Annotated in this window: 11 protein-coding genes and 1 pseudogene; 8 read left to right on the top strand and 4 right to left on the bottom strand. The window is 70.9% G+C overall.

Translation table 11 applies throughout. The features are described 5' to 3' along the window. Positions 1 to 90: 90 nt before the first annotated feature. Entirely contained in the window at positions 91 to 321 is a 231-nt protein-coding gene (locus WMF45_RS13255; protein ID WP_437717268.1) for a hypothetical protein, read from the bottom strand. Between the two features lie 401 nt (positions 322 to 722). Here WMF45_RS13255 and WMF45_RS13250 point away from each other — a divergent pair, with 401 nt between their 5' ends. From WMF45_RS13250 to WMF45_RS13240, 3 genes are all read left to right on the top strand, one after another. After that, the gene (locus WMF45_RS13250) at positions 723 to 4,004 is read left to right on the top strand and encodes a beta-propeller domain-containing protein (protein WP_437717267.1); all 3,282 of its coding nucleotides are present in this window, start codon (positions 723 to 725) and stop codon (positions 4,002 to 4,004) included. Between the two features lie 198 nt (positions 4,005 to 4,202). Next, the gene (locus WMF45_RS13245; protein WP_437717266.1) at positions 4,203 to 5,348 is read left to right on the top strand and encodes a hypothetical protein; all 1,146 of its coding nucleotides are present in this window, start codon (positions 4,203 to 4,205) and stop codon (positions 5,346 to 5,348) included. Positions 5,349 to 5,843: 495 nt separating this feature from the next. Beyond that, positions 5,844 to 6,860 (top strand): sugar-binding protein, encoded by a 1,017-nt coding sequence (locus WMF45_RS13240; RefSeq protein ID WP_437717265.1) that lies wholly within the window; start codon positions 5,844 to 5,846, stop codon positions 6,858 to 6,860. 48 nt (positions 6,861 to 6,908) lie between these two features. Here the strand turns inward: WMF45_RS13240 and WMF45_RS13235 are convergent, their stop codons facing one another. The 3 genes from WMF45_RS13235 to WMF45_RS13225 form a co-directional block, all read right to left on the bottom strand. Further along, on the bottom strand, positions 6,909 to 9,431 hold the full coding sequence (locus WMF45_RS13235) for a substrate-binding domain-containing protein (protein WP_437717264.1): 2,523 nt from the start codon (positions 9,429 to 9,431) through the stop codon (positions 6,909 to 6,911). Positions 9,432 to 9,719: 288 nt separating this feature from the next. After that, positions 9,720 to 10,421, bottom strand: coding sequence for a DUF4336 domain-containing protein (locus WMF45_RS13230; RefSeq protein ID WP_437717263.1), 702 nt, complete (start codon positions 10,419 to 10,421; stop codon positions 9,720 to 9,722). A gap of 55 nt (positions 10,422 to 10,476) precedes the next feature. After that, positions 10,477 to 11,376 (bottom strand): hypothetical protein, encoded by a 900-nt coding sequence (locus WMF45_RS13225; RefSeq protein ID WP_437717262.1) that lies wholly within the window; start codon positions 11,374 to 11,376, stop codon positions 10,477 to 10,479. A 202-nt stretch (positions 11,377 to 11,578) separates the two neighbouring features. On the opposite strand from WMF45_RS13225, the gene WMF45_RS13220 reads away from it, so the two are divergent. From WMF45_RS13220 to WMF45_RS13200, 5 genes and pseudogenes are all read left to right on the top strand, one after another. Beyond that, positions 11,579 to 11,950 carry a cupredoxin domain-containing protein gene (locus tag WMF45_RS13220; RefSeq protein ID WP_437717261.1) on the top strand — a complete coding sequence of 124 codons (372 nt, stop codon included), beginning with the start codon at positions 11,579 to 11,581 and terminating at the stop codon, positions 11,948 to 11,950. 16 nt (positions 11,951 to 11,966) lie between these two features. Continuing rightward, a pseudogene (locus WMF45_RS13215) lies at positions 11,967 to 12,125 on the top strand (hypothetical protein); the annotation flags it as partial. 56 nt (positions 12,126 to 12,181) lie between these two features. Further along, positions 12,182 to 12,481: a hypothetical protein gene (locus tag WMF45_RS13210; protein ID WP_437717260.1), complete on the top strand. Its 300-nt coding sequence runs from the start codon at positions 12,182 to 12,184 to the stop codon at positions 12,479 to 12,481. 633 nt (positions 12,482 to 13,114) lie between these two features. Then, positions 13,115 to 13,603, top strand: a complete 489-nt coding sequence (gene smpB / locus WMF45_RS13205; protein WP_437552108.1) for an SsrA-binding protein SmpB — start codon at positions 13,115 to 13,117, stop codon at positions 13,601 to 13,603. Between the two features lie 154 nt (positions 13,604 to 13,757). Beyond that, the gene (locus tag WMF45_RS13200) at positions 13,758 to 15,269 is read left to right on the top strand and encodes a pyridoxal phosphate-dependent decarboxylase family protein (RefSeq protein ID WP_437717259.1); all 1,512 of its coding nucleotides are present in this window, start codon (positions 13,758 to 13,760) and stop codon (positions 15,267 to 15,269) included. Positions 15,270 to 15,347 lie beyond the last annotated feature (78 nt).

Genomic DNA, 15,347 nt, shown 5'->3' with positions numbered 1-15,347 from the left:
GTCCGCAAGCTGGCAGCCCACCGCACACCGCATCTGCCGCTCTCACCCGGGAGCATAGCACGGACCTGGTCGCGGGACGTAGAGCACACTTCACCCCGGCGGCGATGGCTGCCTGCGCTGGCTCGATCCCCTCTCGCTGCGCGCTGTCGGATCGGCGCGCGCTGCGTCTCCGCCGTCCTGCCGGAGCGCCCGCGCCCCATACGGCGCGTGGATCTCCCGCGCGTTGTGCTTCAGGCTCACGCCTGCGCCCGTGCGCACGAGGGGCACAAGCCCGGGGAGCAGGACGAGGCGCTCCCGGCGCTCAACGAGGTGAGGCGGCAAGCCCGGAAGCCCCCCTGTGGGCAGACACCGCCAGCTGTGAGCGTTCGATGCTCCACTCCGCCCCAGATGCCGTCCTGCGTCATGCGGACCCATCCGCTCTGCCTCCGTTCCGTCACGGCATTCCACGTTGAGCGGCTCCTCCAGAAGGTGGATACTCGGCTGGATGCAAGCTCACGGTCCGCGGTAGTGCGAAGCCGCGAAGACCGGCTCGATCGCGGGATGCGCCGTGCCGGACGCGCCCTCGATCGCTCGCCGGGGACTCGCCGCACCGCCGCCCTCGGGCCGCGACGTTCCGACCACGTTGAACCGTGTAGGACCCATCGATGTGCGCAGTCTCCGCACCTCATGCGAGGTGCCAGGGAGGAGTAGCTGTGGCGAAGAGAAGAACACGATTCAGAGGTGTGCTGTCAGCGCAGGCCAGCGTGATGGCCGCGCTCCTCTTGCTGTTCGGACAGGGATGCGGGAGCGACGACAACAAGCCCGAACCCCAGGAGCAGACCCCACCCGAACAAGAGAACGAGAACCCTCCGCCCGAGGAGGAGGAGCCCGATCCTCCCAAGGAAGAGCCCGAAGAGCCCGAGGAGCCCGAGACCCCGGAGGGGCCCACCGACTTCGTGTCGGCCGATGATCCTTTCACCGAGGGGTACCTCGGCGAGGAGGAAGAAGAAGAGGAAGAAGAGGAGGAAGAAGAAGAGAGCCGCGAGCTCGAGGAAGGCGACATCTACCGCGTCCTCGGCGACGGGCAGCTCCTCAACCTCAACACCTTCCGCGGCCTTCAGGTCATCGACATCCAGGACCCGTCAGACCCGAAGTTCCTGGGCCAGATGCAGATCGCCGGCACCCCGGTCGAGATGTACGTCGTCGGCGACCGCGCGGTCGTGCTCCTGAACGACTGGGCCGGCTACCAGCTCAAGGCCGACGGCCTGACCGTGGAGCGGCGGACCGGCGGGACCGTGCTGTTCATCGACATCGCCGACCGCGCCGCGCCGAAGCTCCTGTCGCAATACCCGGTCACCGGCTCCATCATGACGAGCCGCCTCGCGCGCGGCGACAGCGCGAGCTCGCTCTACATCGCCTCGAACGGCTCGGAGCTCGAGGAGATCAACCCCGGGCAGTTCCAGTGGGTCAACAAGACCCTCGTCCGGAGCTTCGATGTCGGCGCCGACGCGCTCATCGAGCGCGGCGAGATCGAGCTCGGCGACGCCGTGACCGCCATCCACGCCGAGGCGGACGTGCTCCTCGTGGCGCGCAACGGCGGCAGCTGGTCGCAGGATCCCAGCGAGATCTCGATCATCGACATCTCGAACCGCGACGGGTCCATGGTGCTGCGCGACAGCGTGAGCACGGCCGGCTACGTGCGCTCCCAGTTCCACATGGACTTCCGCGACAACATGCTGCGGGTCTTCTCCGGTCCGCAGTGGGCCGACGGGACGCCCAGCTACCTCGAGACGTGGAACGCGGCCGATCCCGACAACATCGTGCCGATCGACAGCGAGGAGTTCGGCGCCGAACAGTCGCTCTACGGCGCCATCTTCCTGGACGACAGGGCGTTCGCGGTCACCTACCGGCGCCAGGATCCCTTCCACGCCTTCTCCATCGATCCGAGCGGGAACGTCACCGAGGAGAGCGAGTTCATCGTGTCCGGGTGGAACAACTTCTTCCGCCCCGTCTTCGGCGCGACCCGCCTGATCGGCATCGGCGTGAACGATCAGAACGGCCGGCAGCTCGCGGCCAGCCTCTACGACATCACCGATCTGACGAGCCAGGATCCCCTGGTGGCGCGCGCCGAGATCGACGGCGGCGCCCAGGGCTGGAGCTGGTCCGAGGCCGACTGGGATCACCGCGCGTTCACCGTGCTCGACGACGCGGTGGACGCCGTGGCGGCGACCGGAGAGCCCGAGACGGGCCTCGTGCTGCTCCCGTTCTCCGCGAGCAGGGTCGTGGACAACACCCGGCGGCCGTTCTCCGGCGTGCAGATCTTCACCTTCTCGGACACCACGCTGACCCGCCGCGGCGTGATGGAGCATGGGACCCCCGCGCGCCGCACGTTCCGCGCCGAGGACATCGCCACCGCGAACGTCTCGGATGAGGAGCTCACCCTCTACGCGCAGGACAAGCTCGACACGCCCGAGAAGCTCGGACACCTCGATCTCGCCCCGGATTATGTGAAGGTCTTCGCGTTCGGCGAGCACCGCGTCCGCGTGAAGATGCCTTACGATCTCTACTGGACCCCCGCCGAGAACCGGAAGGTCAAGGCGGAGGTCGTGCCGAGCGCCGGGCTCACCCAGCTCGCGCAGCCGATCGCCACCTTCGATCTGCCGGCCGACGCGGAGCTCCATCAGGTGGGCGATCTGCTCGTGTCGCTGACCACCACCTTCGAGAACTGGGTGGGTAAGGTGACCCACCTCGAGGTGATCGACCTGTCCGATCCGACCGCGCCGCGGCGGGCGGGCACGCTCGACACGAGCGATCTCCCCGCCACGGGCGGCTACCACGGCGGGGCGAGCTCGTTCTCGACCGTGCACCCCGCGCGCGACGCCCTCGCCTTCCTGCGCGTCATCGGCCACACCGAGGACCTCGGGGTCGGCTGGGCGTGCCGGACCAGCTCGGTCGAGGATCCGGGCTGCTTCGGGCAGGAAGGCTGCACGTACATGGCCGGTGAGCGGACGTGCCGCAACATCGGCGGCGAGGAGTACTGCAACGGCGGGTTCGCCGAGTGCACGGACCACCCCGGCGCGGACACGAGCTGCACCCCGGTCGAGGTCGACCGGAACGACATCGTGGGGATCACGTCGACGTATTGTTATGAGTACGTCCCGCGCCGCAGCTGGGCACAAGTGGAGGTCCACGTTGTCGACCTCTCCGACCCGGACCACCCGGCCGTGGCGCCCGCCGTCGCGCTGCCGGACGACAACGAGACCGTGAACGTCCTCAACGACGACGGGGAGCTCTACTTCAACATCAAGCGCTCGATCAGCGGGCGCGCGCCGGACGATCCGCGCCCGCGCACGCAGTACTTCCTCACGCACCTCGACCTGACCAACCCGTCGCAGCCGGCGCTCGATCCGGGGATCAACGTGCCCGGCGAGGTGCTCGCGATCCAGGGCGCGTCGATCTTCGCGAGGGACAGGGTGTGGGGCCGGCAGTTCATCGAGACGGCGATCGCGCGGCTCGAGGTGCACGAGGGGCTCGCGTACCTGCAGGAGTACCAGAAGTTCCCGGACCGCCAGGTCAACGCGATCTCCATCGACGGCCGCGGGCTGCCCGTCCTGTCCCACAGCCTGATCTGGCGCCCGAGCAGCGGGTGGTACGCCGGCTGGGATCCCAACCAGAAGCTGACAACGCTCTCGCCGGCGGGTGAGGCGCCGCCGCCCGCGCCGGAGAACGAGAACGAGGACCCCGCGATCCCCGAGTTCGACGTGCTCTCCACCGTCCGACTCGCCTCGTGGGCGTCGCTGCGCCACACGGCCGACATGCGGGCGCTCTTCGAGGTGCCCGGGGGCGCCCTGGCGATCTCCCTCGAGGAGCCCGAGGCGCCGAAGGCACAGGCGTTCTTCCCGCTCTGGGGCTGGCCCGAGAGGTTCGTGACCAGCGGCGAGGAGGTCCTGTTCGCCGCCCGCCGCTTCGGGATTCACCAGCTCGATCGCGAGACCGTCAACCTCGTCCCCTACCTGGGCGAGTAGCCGGGCCGCTGGGCAAGCCGGCCGGGGCCGAGCGCACCGGGCCGGCTTGCCGCAATGGCGCGCGGGGCGCAGCTCCGCCCGGCGCGGCCGCCTCATCCCTCTTTTCCCTCTTCGAACGATACGCACCGCGCGGGCCGCGCGCGGGGGGCGGAGAGATCCGGTTTCGCGGAGCGCCCGACAACGCTATGGAGGAGCCCCATGGTCGAGCAAAACACAGCGGAAAACGGGGAGGGGCAACCGGAGAGCGCGGGGCCCGTCGAGGAGCGCGCGACGGAAGCCGCCGGAGAGCCGGCGGAGGCGGGCGCGGAGGCCTCTTCCGGCGGCACGACGACCACGACGGTGGGCGCAGCGAGCGCTGCAGACGCCGTGGTGGCGCCGGCCGCCGATTCGCCCGCCGCCGATTCGCCCGCCGCCGATTCGCCCGCCGCCGATTCGCCCGCCGCCGCCGCGCCGGCTCGATCGCGGCCGCCGCGGGTCATCGACATGCGCCGGCCGCGCACGCCAGCGCCCGCGCAGGAGCCGCCGCCGCGGCGCCCGGCGCGGCCAGCGGAGCGTGGACCTGCCGACCGTGGAGCGCGCGAGCGCGGGCCGGCGGAGCGCGCAGGACGCGACAGCGGTTCGGCCGAGCGCGGGCCGCACGGCGGCAACGCGGCCGAGCGCCGCTCGCCGGACAAGGGCAGGTGGGCGCGGGACGGGGCGACGCCGCGCGGCCGGACAGGCCCCGGGGCCGCCGCCCAGACCCGCGCGCCCGCGGCCCATCCAGCGCCGGGCGCCGCCACACGAGAGCAGCGCGCGGACCCCGCGCAGAGCGAGGCGGAGCGCAACGCAGCGCTCGCCGAGGCGAAGCGCGCGCCCGCCGAGGCGAAGCGCGCGCCCGCCGCGGGAGAGGCGAACGCCTCCAAGGCGTCGCGGCAGCCGCTGCCCGCCGAGACGCGCGGCGTGGCGCCGGCTCCGGCGCCGGAGACGACCCCCGAGCCGCGCCGGGACGCCGTGTGGGTGCCTCCGCCGAGCGCCGCATTCCCGCGGAAGAAGAAGCCCGCGCTCACCGCCAAGGAGGCAATGAAGGCCAGAGTCCAGGCGCGGGCCGAAAAGAAGGCAGCGAAGCAGGCACCGAGCCGCGCGGCCGAGCCCACCGCGGACCAGGGCGCGCAGGCCGCCCGTGAGGAGCCCGGAGCGCCTCCCGCGGCAGCAAAGCCCCGGGACACCGCCGTGGCGAAGCCCCGCGACGCGGCGCCAAGGTCAGCACGCCGCGACCAGGCGGCGCCGGCGCCGGCGGCAGACGCGCCGACCCCGAAGCCGGGGCTGCTCAGGCGGTTGCTGGGCCTGTTCCGGCGCTCCGGCTAGCTCCGCCCGCCAGAAGTCCAGCCAGCGATCTGGCGAGAGATTTCAACGCAAAGCCGCAAAGTCGCAAAGCCGCAAAAAAGAACAGATAGGGGTCGCCGGCGGACGGGCAGACCGAGCAGCCGAGTCCGGGCTCGGACACCAGCTCTCCACCGCCGCTCCGCGCGCTCCCGAGCTGGCCGTCAGTGCGCCTCCCGCGCACCACGTCGCCGCCTTGCGGACACATCCTCAGCAGCAACCCCGCAGTCATGAGATTCACACCGCACATCCCATGTGCCTCGCCTCACTTGTTATCCAGATCGGGTGGGCTCGCACACGCTCGTCCGCTGCCGGAACAGATGAACTGCGCGTCACCTCGGTGATCCGACCGGGTCGTTCACGCGAGGCGCGACATCGGCGAGGTGAGTCGCTAGCATCGCTCTGGGGCATCACCGCTGTCGCGGAGCAGCGACGTCGTCTCGACGCACGCTTCGCGCGGACGAACGGAGGAGAACCGCCGTGAACCATCAGAAGGGTCTCTGGGAGCTCGCATGTGCGGCGTTCACCATGCTGTCGATGGCGTTGATCGCAGGCTGCGATCAGGGAGGTGGGGGCGAGGTCAGCGGCAAAGGCAACGGCAAAGAAGCCACGGCCAAGGTCATCAAGGTCGCGTTCGTGACGAACGGTTCGAGCGACTTCTGGAAGATCGCGTTCGCCGGCGTGCGCAAGTACGAGCAAGAGGCCAAGATTCAAGTCGACCTCAAGGTGCCGCAGAACAGCACGCCCACGGAGCAGAACCAGATCCTCGAGAGCCTCGCCAGCCAGGGCTACGACGCCGTCGGCGTGAGCGTCCTGGCGCCGGACGATCAGGTGACCGTGCTGAACAAGGTCGCGGAGAAGGTCAAGCTGATCACGTTCGACTCCGACGCCCCGAGATCGAACCGGCTGCTCTACATCGGCACGAACAACTACGAGGCCGGCAAGGTGCTCGGCAACGAGATCGTGAAGCTCCTGCCGAACGGCGGGAAGATGGCCGCCTTCGTCGGCATGTTCGCGGTCGACAACGCGGCCCAGCGCCTCAAGGGCATTCAGGACGTGGTCACTCCCCACAACATCCAGCTCGTCGACAAGCGCGAGGACAACACCGACCTCGCCAAGGCGCGCACGAACGTGGAGGACATCATCAACGCCCACCCGGACCTCGACGTCGCGACCGGCCTCTGGTCGTACAACGGGCCGGCCATCGTCGCCGCCGTCGAGGCGCTCGGGAAGAAGGGCAAGGTCAAGCCGGCCGTGTTCGATGAGGAGGACGCGACGCTCGCCGGCATCGAGAACGGCACTGTCGCCTGCACCGTCGTGCAGAAGCCGTTCCAGTTCGGTTACCTGGGGAGCAAGTGGCTCCACCGCCTCGCGACCGAGGGCGACGCGGCCATCGCCGCCATCCCCCCGAGCAAGGTGATCGACACCGGGGTCGACGTGATCAACAAGGAGAACGTCGCGGAGTTCAAGGCCGCGCTCGCCGAGATGAAGAAGTAGCCCGGTCCCCCGGCGGTCCGACGCCTGGCCGCCCCGTATCGGCTCGGCTCAGAAGGGCTGAGGGTGCGGCGCGCGGCGATAGACGATCTGACCGCCGGTCTTCGACAGCGCGTGAGCGAACCCTAGCTCCAGGGTCGAGCGGGTGATGACGCTCCCGAGGTCCACGCCCTGCTCCACGATCAGCCGCGCCGCCGCCGGCGTGACGCCGACGAGCACGACCTCGGCGCCGAGCAGCCGCGCCGCCCGCGCCGCACGCAGGAGGTGCTCCACCGACGCGGCGTCGACGACCGCCATCCCCGTGACGTCGACCAGCACCACGCGCGCGTGGTGCTCGGTGATGTCTTGCAGCATCGACTCGATGAAGCGGCCGGACCGCTCCGCGTCCATCGTCCCGATGATCGGCATCACGAGGATGTCCCGCGCGATGGGCACGACCGGGCTCGAGAGCTCGCGGATCGTGTCGAGCAGCGACTCCTGATGCCGGTTCGCGCGCTCGAGCTCATGGGTCCGCTCGGTGATCCGGTGGACGAGCCGCGTGTTCTCGATCGCCACGGCCATCGTGTCGACGATGCGCTCGATCGTCGTGAGATCGTCGAGCGAGCACGCTGCCCGGCGCCCGCTTTCCAGGACCAGGGCGCCGAAGGCGGACCCGCCGGCGAGCAGCGGGACGCCGACCAGCGTATGCGCCCCCCTCCCGCGCGCCTCGACGACATCGGGCGCGTCGTGGAGCTCGCTCGAGTGCGTGTCGACGAGGATCGGCCGGGCGGTGCTCAGCACCCGCCCGACCATCGACCTCGCGTCGAGGGGGGTTCGCTCCTCGCCGTACCCCTCGCTCCCCGCGTCCACGGTGACGAGGAGGAGCTCCTTCGAGCGGCTCTCGCAGGGGAGCTGCTCCCTCCGCTTCGCCGCCTTGCGGTTCGCGTCCAGAGGCAGGTAGTCGGAGAGGGCGAGCGACCAGGGCGTGCGCTCGATGGTCACGACGTCGATGCCGGTGTCGATGAAGCGCAGCGCGGGCCCTCCCCCGGCGCCGGCGCGCGTCGGCAGCCCGGCCAGGGCCGCGTCGACGCCCTTCGATACCATGTCGTGGAGCACCCGCACCGCGCGGTAGCCCATCTCGTGCTCGCGCTGGACCAGGACCGCGTGGATGGTCCCTTCCCGGAGCATCTCGAGCGTGTCCGTGAGCAGATCGAAGGCGACGATCTTGAGCTCCCCTGCCCGCCCCAGCGCCCTCGCGGCCGCACCCCACGACACGCCGTTCGCGGCGCAGACGCCGAAGGCGCCGGCGATCTCTCCGGTCTCCACGATCTCCCGGGCGATCCGCATCCCGCGCTCGATGTCGAACCGGTCCTCGGCCGGCGGCTGCAGGTCGAAGCGCGCGCGCGTGCCCGAGACCGCCGCACGGAACGCCTCGATGCGCTCGCGGCTGTTCATGGCGCTGAGCCAGAACGTCAGCGCGCCGATCTTGCCTCCGCCCGGGAGCAGCCGGGCCATCATCTCCGCGGCGAGCCGCCCTGCCGCCACGTTGTCGGTGCCGATATAGGCCTGAGCGCAGCTGCCCTCGGCGGGCGGCGTGTCGATCGTGACCACCGGGACCCCGGCCCGCGCCGCCCGGCGGATCGCGGGCTCGAGGACCTCCGGGGTGATCGGCGCCACGGCGATGCCGTGCACGCCCCGGTCGATGGCGTCCTCGAGGATCCCGCGCTGCTCGACGGCGCTGTGGCCGGGGGCGTTGCGGACGTCCACGTGGATGCCGACGCTCCGCCCAGCGATGAGGGCGCCGTCACGCACGTTGTTCCAGAACGCGAGCGGCGATCGGTGCGGGACGTGGTAGACGCGGATCTCGCGGGCCGCGGCGTCGCCGCGCGCGCCCCCGGAGGGCGCGTCGCTCAGCAGGACGAGGTGCACGGAGCGCCATTGCGGCCCGAGCTGCACGCTCTTGATGCCTTTCGAGATCATCTCGACGAGCTCATGCGTGCTGGTCCGCGCGGCCACCGCGTTCAGCACCCCCTCGAGCACGCGCACCTCCTGGGCCGACCGCGCCTTGTCGTTGTAGAGCTCTCGCCGCTCCAGCGCGGCGCCGGCGCTCGCGGCCAGCGCGCGGAGCCGCGCCAAGCCCTCGCCGGAAGGCGCCTGTCCGCCCGGCTGCTCGACGGCGAGCACGCCGATCGTCTGTCCCTGCACGTCCACCGGGGTGAGGATCACGACCGCGCCCGCGGGCACGAGGTGCAGCGCCGACGCGCCCGGCAGGTGCTCGCGGTACCAGTCGGAAGCCGCCATGATCCGAGGGCTGTCCGCGGAATCTGACGTCGAGAGCGTCGAGAGCGTCGAGAGCGTCGAGAGCGTCGAGAGCGTCGAGAGCGTCGAGAGCGTCGAGATCACGGTGGCCGGCACCCCGCCGCCGGCGACCTCCTGCGGGTTCGCCAGCACGCCAGCGAGGCCGACAGAGGCCTTGTAGACCAGCTGCTCCCCGTCCCGGGCCAGGAGGCTCGCTCGCTGCGCGGACGGCACGGCGCCCACGGCGTCCGTCACGATGCGATGCAGCGTTGTATGAAGGTCGAGACCGGTGACCATGCGCCTCACGTCCCCGCAACACCCCCACGACGGCGCGGACGTTACCCCAGTGGGCGTGATCGAACGGCACCTTGTCAAGGGATGACCGAGCCGCCTCGGGCGCCAATCGCCCGCGCGTGAGCTCGCTGACGGAGCCTTGTCACTCGTGGCGGCGAGACGGTCGCCAGCGTCGAGATCCGCTCGCCGGGGCCCGAGCGCCTCACCCAGCGCCTGAGGGCGGGCGCGCGAGCGACGGGGCTGGCCGGGGCCGGCGCTCGGCGAGAGCCGCCGGGAAGCGGCGCTGTCGACCTACACCTCCACGCCCTCCAGTCGCCAGGCTTGTGCGAGGCCGTCGCGCCAACCTTCTTCGATGACCTCGGCATGCCCCACGATGAGACGCTGGGCCGGTCGCTCCAGCATGGCGCGGATGGAGCGCGCGGCAGCCGTCTTGTCCGGAATCTTCTTTCTGGCGTCGGGGGGCACGCGCACCCGCTCGTAGAAGCCAGTAAGGCGCGCGGCGTAACGCAAGGTCCAGTGGTCCTTGGCGCAGGCGCAAAGGACGATGTCTGCGCCCAGCAGGGTTTGCGTCGGCCGATGGTAGAGCACCGTCTCGTCCCAGAACGGCACGCCCCGAAGCGGCAAGGCCTCGAGCTCGGGGACCTGCTCGCCGAACTGGGCGTCGTGGATATCCATGTGGAGTCTCAACGCCTTGTTCCTGCTCAGCGCCGACGCCGGTCCCACCACCCGCGCCTCGGGGAAATGGGCAGCCGCCGCGGGTGTCCCGAGATGATGCCAGCAGTTGGGGACCACCAGCCAGCGCACGGGGCCCAGGGCTCGTAGCTGCTCTGTCAATGCATCGTTGGGAGGGGCCGGGGTGTGCAGGAGCAAACCGCCGTCGTCGAGGCGTACGACCGTTGTGCGGGCGCGCATCCGTACCCCGCTGAACCACACGGGGCGGTCCAGGGTCCAGATCCTGTCATCGACTACGGCTGTGAGAGCGCTGTCAGGCATGCGGGCGACGTCCTCCAAGCGGCCAAGGTGTTCAAGGGGCAAGGGCCATTCGTCCTCAACCGGCGGCGCCGGCTGGCCGATTCTTCCTTCTCTTCTTCTTCTCGCCCTCGCGCGCCCGGTCCGCCGCCCGCAGCGCGCCGAGCTCGCGCCGGAAATCCCCGGCCGCCGCGTGGTGCTCGTCAGCCGACCGGACGACGCCGGCGATGGCGCCGCCGCAGCGCGGGCACTCGCTCCGACCGGACGCCAGCGGCGTGCGGCAGCCCGGCTCGGAGCAGAGATCGTACTGCCACCAGTGACCGACGGCCCAGCCGACGAAGGGCGCCCCGACGAGCACGGCGAAGGCGAGCCCCCCATCGGCGCCGCGCGGCAGGGCGGCCGCGACCAGGATCGCCCCGCAGAAGCCCGCGAGCAGGCCGAGGAACAGGCCCATGCCCGAGTGCGCGCGCCGCAGGCGGAAGACCGGCCGCGGATCGCCCTCCTCGAGCTTCGTCATCGCGGCGGGCCCCTCCTTCGGATCGTCCCAGACATGGCCGCACTTGTGGCAGTGCCAGCGCCTCGGCAGGAACAGCATGAGCGGCGCGGCGAGGATCGCGAGCCCGGTGGCGGCGCTCGAGCCCTCGAGGCGCAGGCGCTCGTGGAAGCAGTAGGGGAGCTCGCAGCGCGGGCAGCGGACCCCGGCAGCTTCCTCGTCGTCGTTGCTGGCCGCCTCCCCGGGGTGGACCTCGAGGAGCCCCTCCACGCGCCGGAGATCGCCCTCGCGCACCTGCAGCTGCGTGCCCCCGGCGGCGCCGCTCAGCATCGGGTTGTAGCTCGCCGCCTCGAACACGTGGGACTCGATGCCGTTGGCCGAGAGCAGCGTGCGGTCCATCTGGGCCGCGACCGGATCGAGGTAGCGGCGGACCGTGATCAGCTTCCCCGTGCCCGAAGCAGCATCCAGCTTGTCGCGGTACGGCAAGACGTCGCCTCCCCCTGGTCGGGACAGTGTCGCCCGGCTATGGGGCTAAGAAATCCAAACGCGATCCGAAAGTCAATCTCCCCGACGAGGGCCCGGCGGGGGCGCGCGCCGCCCGTCCCGGCAGGCGAGCCGAGCTCCCACGCTCGACTGTAATGCGACGGAGACCGGCGCGTCTTCCCGCGGCACCTGAAAGGAGCTTTTCATGAAGATCACGCACGCCATCTTCTCGATCGCGCTCGGCATCACCTCGGTCGCCTCCGCGCTCGGCTGCTCGCAGCCCGCGAGCGCCGAGCCACAGAAGGCCCCTCGTGTGGTCGAGATCATGGTCCACGGCGCCTTCGCGCCGGACAAGATCGCCGCGGTCGAGGGGGAGCGGCTGCAGCTCAGGCTCGTCCGCCACGACAGCGGCGGCTGCACCAAGGAGGTCGTCTTCCGGAGCCTCGGTATCCGCAAAGAGCTGCCGACCGGACAGCCGGTGACGATCGACCTCCCCGAGCTGAAGGCAGGGGAGCTCCAGTTCGAGTGCGGCATGGGGATGATCAAGGGCATCATCGCCGTCGCGCCGAGGAAGTGAGCAGCAGAGGGAAGCGATCTCTGGCTCACCGCGAGCGGGCCCTCCGGCCGGCGGATCGGTCGACGGGTGGGACAGGGCACCTCCACGTAGGCGGCGCTCCGGAGAGGGGCGCGCCGCACCTGGAGAGTATGTTCCTTTCACCTATGGTGGTTGCGAGCGCAACGAGAACCGCTTCGAGTCGCTCGCGGCGTGCCTGGAGACCTGTCAGGGCACCACCACGGACATGGATGCATGCGCGGCGCCGGGCGATTGCGTCCTCGCGCCGCCGCGCTGCTGCGCCTCCTGCGACCCGGTCGACGCCAGCGCGTTCGTCGCCCTCCACCGCGAGGCGCGAGCTGGGAGGAGACGCTCGCGCGGTCGCGCGCCCTGCTCCCGATCGAGCGGCTCGAGGCGCTCTACTTCCTGGCGCGCGCCGCCCGCCGCGCCGGCCGGGAGGCCGATGCGCGCGCGGCCTTCGCCGAGGCCCGCCCGCTGCTCCCGTCGGGCCTCTGGTTCGCCCGGCGCTTCGCCGCGCTGGGGATCGAAGGGTGAGTGAACAGGCCCGGCTGCGCTGTGGCATCGCCAATTCGCGACCAATCGTCCGCGTGGATCCTCCCTGTCTTCCCGGCGGAGCCCTTTTGCCCTCTCGATCCGCCCTCGGACGCCCTCCGCGCTCGCGCGGCCACTTGCGACCAGGGAGCCATCGCTCAAGTTGTTAAGCGTCGATGAGGCGCGCTCGTCGCTGAAACGCGGCGTTTATCAACGTTTCCCATCGCGCGCACCGATGAGCGACAAACGCCGTACGCAGGAGATCTGACCATGAACACGCGATGGATCATCTCGATTGTGGCGCTTCTCTCCTCGACAGGGATGGGCGCCGCGGGCCGCGCAGCACACGTGGAGGAGCCTGCGACGGACAATCTGGCATCCGCCGAAGCTCCGGCGGACGGCGCATCGGCGGACACCCCGAGCGTCGATTCGCCGTTCGAAACGCCAGACCAGTCGTGCAAGCTGGACAACTGTCTCCGCCCTCATGACCCCTGCACGTGCAGCAATACCGGGTGGGCTGGATATTGCGGAACCGGTCCCCACCACCCTGGGTGCCTCTACTGCCGCTGCGATTGACAGAGGCCGGCGGGAACCGTGGTCGCCGGGGCGCGGGCGGCGTCGTGCTAAGATGCCGTCGTGCCGAAGGAAAAGGCCAGGCCTGGCGAGACGCTCATCGCGCGCAACAAGCGCGCAGGCTTCAATTACGACCTCGGCGACCGGTTCGAGGCGGGGATCGTCCTCAAGGGGAGCGAGGTGAAGATGCTTCGCGCCGGCAAGGCCGACTTGACCGACTCGTTCTGCACGGTCCTCCGGGGCGAGGTGTTCCTGCAGGGCGTGAGCATCGCCGCGATGGCCAGCGCCGCCTTCGGCCACGTGCCGAAGGGCGCGCGCAAGCTGCTCCTCCACCGGCGCGAGATCGAGCGCATCGACCTCTCGATCGCCCGCGAGGGGATGACCGCCGTCGCGACCCGGCTCTACTTCAAGAGCGGTCTTGCCAAGGTCGAGATCGCGCTGGCGAGGGGGAAGAAGAGCCACGACAAGCGCGAGACCATCAAGGAGCAAGACGCCGAGCGCGAGATGCGCGCCGTGGTGGTGCACGGGCAACGAGGGTACGGACGCGCGTGACGCTCCGCGAGCTCGCGGAGGACCCGGCTCGTGCGCCGATCGCAGGCCGGCGCCCACCCCGGACGAGGCGGCTCGTCTCGCTGGACGTTTTCGCGACGTCTTCGCCCCGAACGCCGCCCGCCGTGGAGCGCGCGATGACGTAGGATGGCGCGCGTTGGCCCGCCCGAAACGCCCGCCGTCAGGCCCCCACCCGCTCGAGCTGCCGGGCGACGCCATGCGCGAGATGGTCGAGCTCGCGATGGACCGCATCGTCCAGCACATCGAGAGCCTGCCGGAGCAGCCGATGCACGCGACGCGGGGAGGCAAGCGGGTCGCGCGCTCGCTCCGCGAGCCGCTGCCGGAGCGCGGCGTGCCTTATGAAAAGCTCCTCCGGAAGCTCTTCGGCAAGCTCATCCCGATGAGCCTGAACACGGCGTCCCCCGGCTACATGGGGTACATCCCGGGCGGCGGCCTCTTTCACGCGGCCGTGGCCGATCTGATCGCGGACGCGGTGAACCGGTATGTGGGCGTCTTCCAGGCCGCCCCCCTGCTCGTGCAGATCGAGGCGAACGTCATCGCCTGGTTCTGCGCCATGCTCGGCCTGCCCGATGGCTCCGGGGGGATCCTCACGACGGGCGGCTCGCTCGCGAACCTCGTCGCGGTGATCACCGCGCGCCGCGAGCGCCTCCCGCCGGACTTCCTGCGGGGGACCCTCTATGCCTCGGAGGAAGCGCACCACTCGGTGACGAAGGCCGCGCTCCTCGCCGGCTTTCCTCCGGAGGCCGTGCGCGAGATCCCGGTGGACGGGCGCTTTCGCATGCGGACCGACGCGGCGGCGGAGGCGGTCGCGCGCGACCGGGCGCGCGGCCTCTCGCCTTTCCTCCTCGTCGCCTCCGCGGGCACGACGGGCACCGGCGCGATCGACGATCTGCCCGCCCTCGCCGGCCTCGCCGGGGCCGAGCGCCTCTGGCTGCACGTCGACGCGGCGTACGGCGGCTTCTTCGCGCTCACCGAGCGAGGGCGCGCGGCGATGCGGGGGATCGAGCGCGCCGATTCGGTGACGCTGGACCCGCACAAGAGCCTCTTCTTGCCGTACGGGACGGGCTGCCTCGCGGTGCGCGATCGCGAGGCGCTGCGACGCGCGCACGCCCTTTCCGCCTCGTACATGCCGCCGATGCAGGCAGAGGACGATCTCGTGGACTTCTGCGCGATCAGCCCCGAGCTGTCGCGCGACGCGCGCGGGCTGCGGGTGTGGCTGCCGCTGAAGATGCATGGGGCCTCCGTCTTCCGGGCCGAGCTCGACGAGAAGCTCACGCTCGCGCGCGGCGCGGCCGACGCGCTCCGGCAGATGGCGCACATCGAGGTCGTGGCGGAGCCCGAGCTGTCGCTCCTCGCCTTCAGGGCGCGCCCGCCCGGCGTCGACGACGGGCCGGCGCTCGACGCGCTGAACCGGCGCCTCATCGCGCGGGTGAACGCGAAGCAGCGGGTGCTGCTCACGGGGGTGGTGGCCGGGGGGAGGTTCCTGCTGCGGATGTGCATCCTGAGCTTCAGGACACACGCGGACCGGGTGAACGCGGCGCTCGCCGACATCGCGTCGAGCCTCGCCGACGTGCTGGAAGAGCTCCGCGAGGGGCGGCCAGCGCCGGAGCACGGGTCCGATCAGCGCGGAGGAGCGAACGACGACTGAAGGGGCGCAACAGCCCTGCTCGTCCGGCTCTGACTCAGCTCGGTCTCGTGTTCTGCTTCCCTCCCTGGATCACCTCGG

It is taken from the genome of Sorangium sp. So ce448 (assembly GCF_051520915.1).
Taxonomy (GTDB): Bacteria; Myxococcota_A; Polyangia; order Polyangiales; family Polyangiaceae; genus Sorangium; species Sorangium cellulosum_B.
Note: the sequence above shows the minus strand (reverse complement) of the source record. Positions and strands in the feature narration are given on the sequence as shown.

What these genes read in the sequence shown, in the direction of transcription:
- WMF45_RS13245 (WP_437717266.1), top strand. Translation starts at nt 4,203, where the DNA reads ATGGTCGAGCAAAACACAGCGGAAAACGGGGAGGGGCAACCGGAGAGC.
- WMF45_RS13235 (WP_437717264.1), bottom strand. Translation starts at nt 9,431, where the DNA reads ATGGTCACCGGTCTCGACCTTCATACAACGCTGCATCGCATCGTGACG.
- WMF45_RS13230 (WP_437717263.1), bottom strand. Translation starts at nt 10,421, where the DNA reads ATGCCTGACAGCGCTCTCACAGCCGTAGTCGATGACAGGATCTGGACC.
- WMF45_RS13220 (WP_437717261.1), top strand. Translation starts at nt 11,579, where the DNA reads ATGAAGATCACGCACGCCATCTTCTCGATCGCGCTCGGCATCACCTCG.
- WMF45_RS13210 (WP_437717260.1), top strand. Translation starts at nt 12,182, where the DNA reads ATGCGCGGCGCCGGGCGATTGCGTCCTCGCGCCGCCGCGCTGCTGCGC.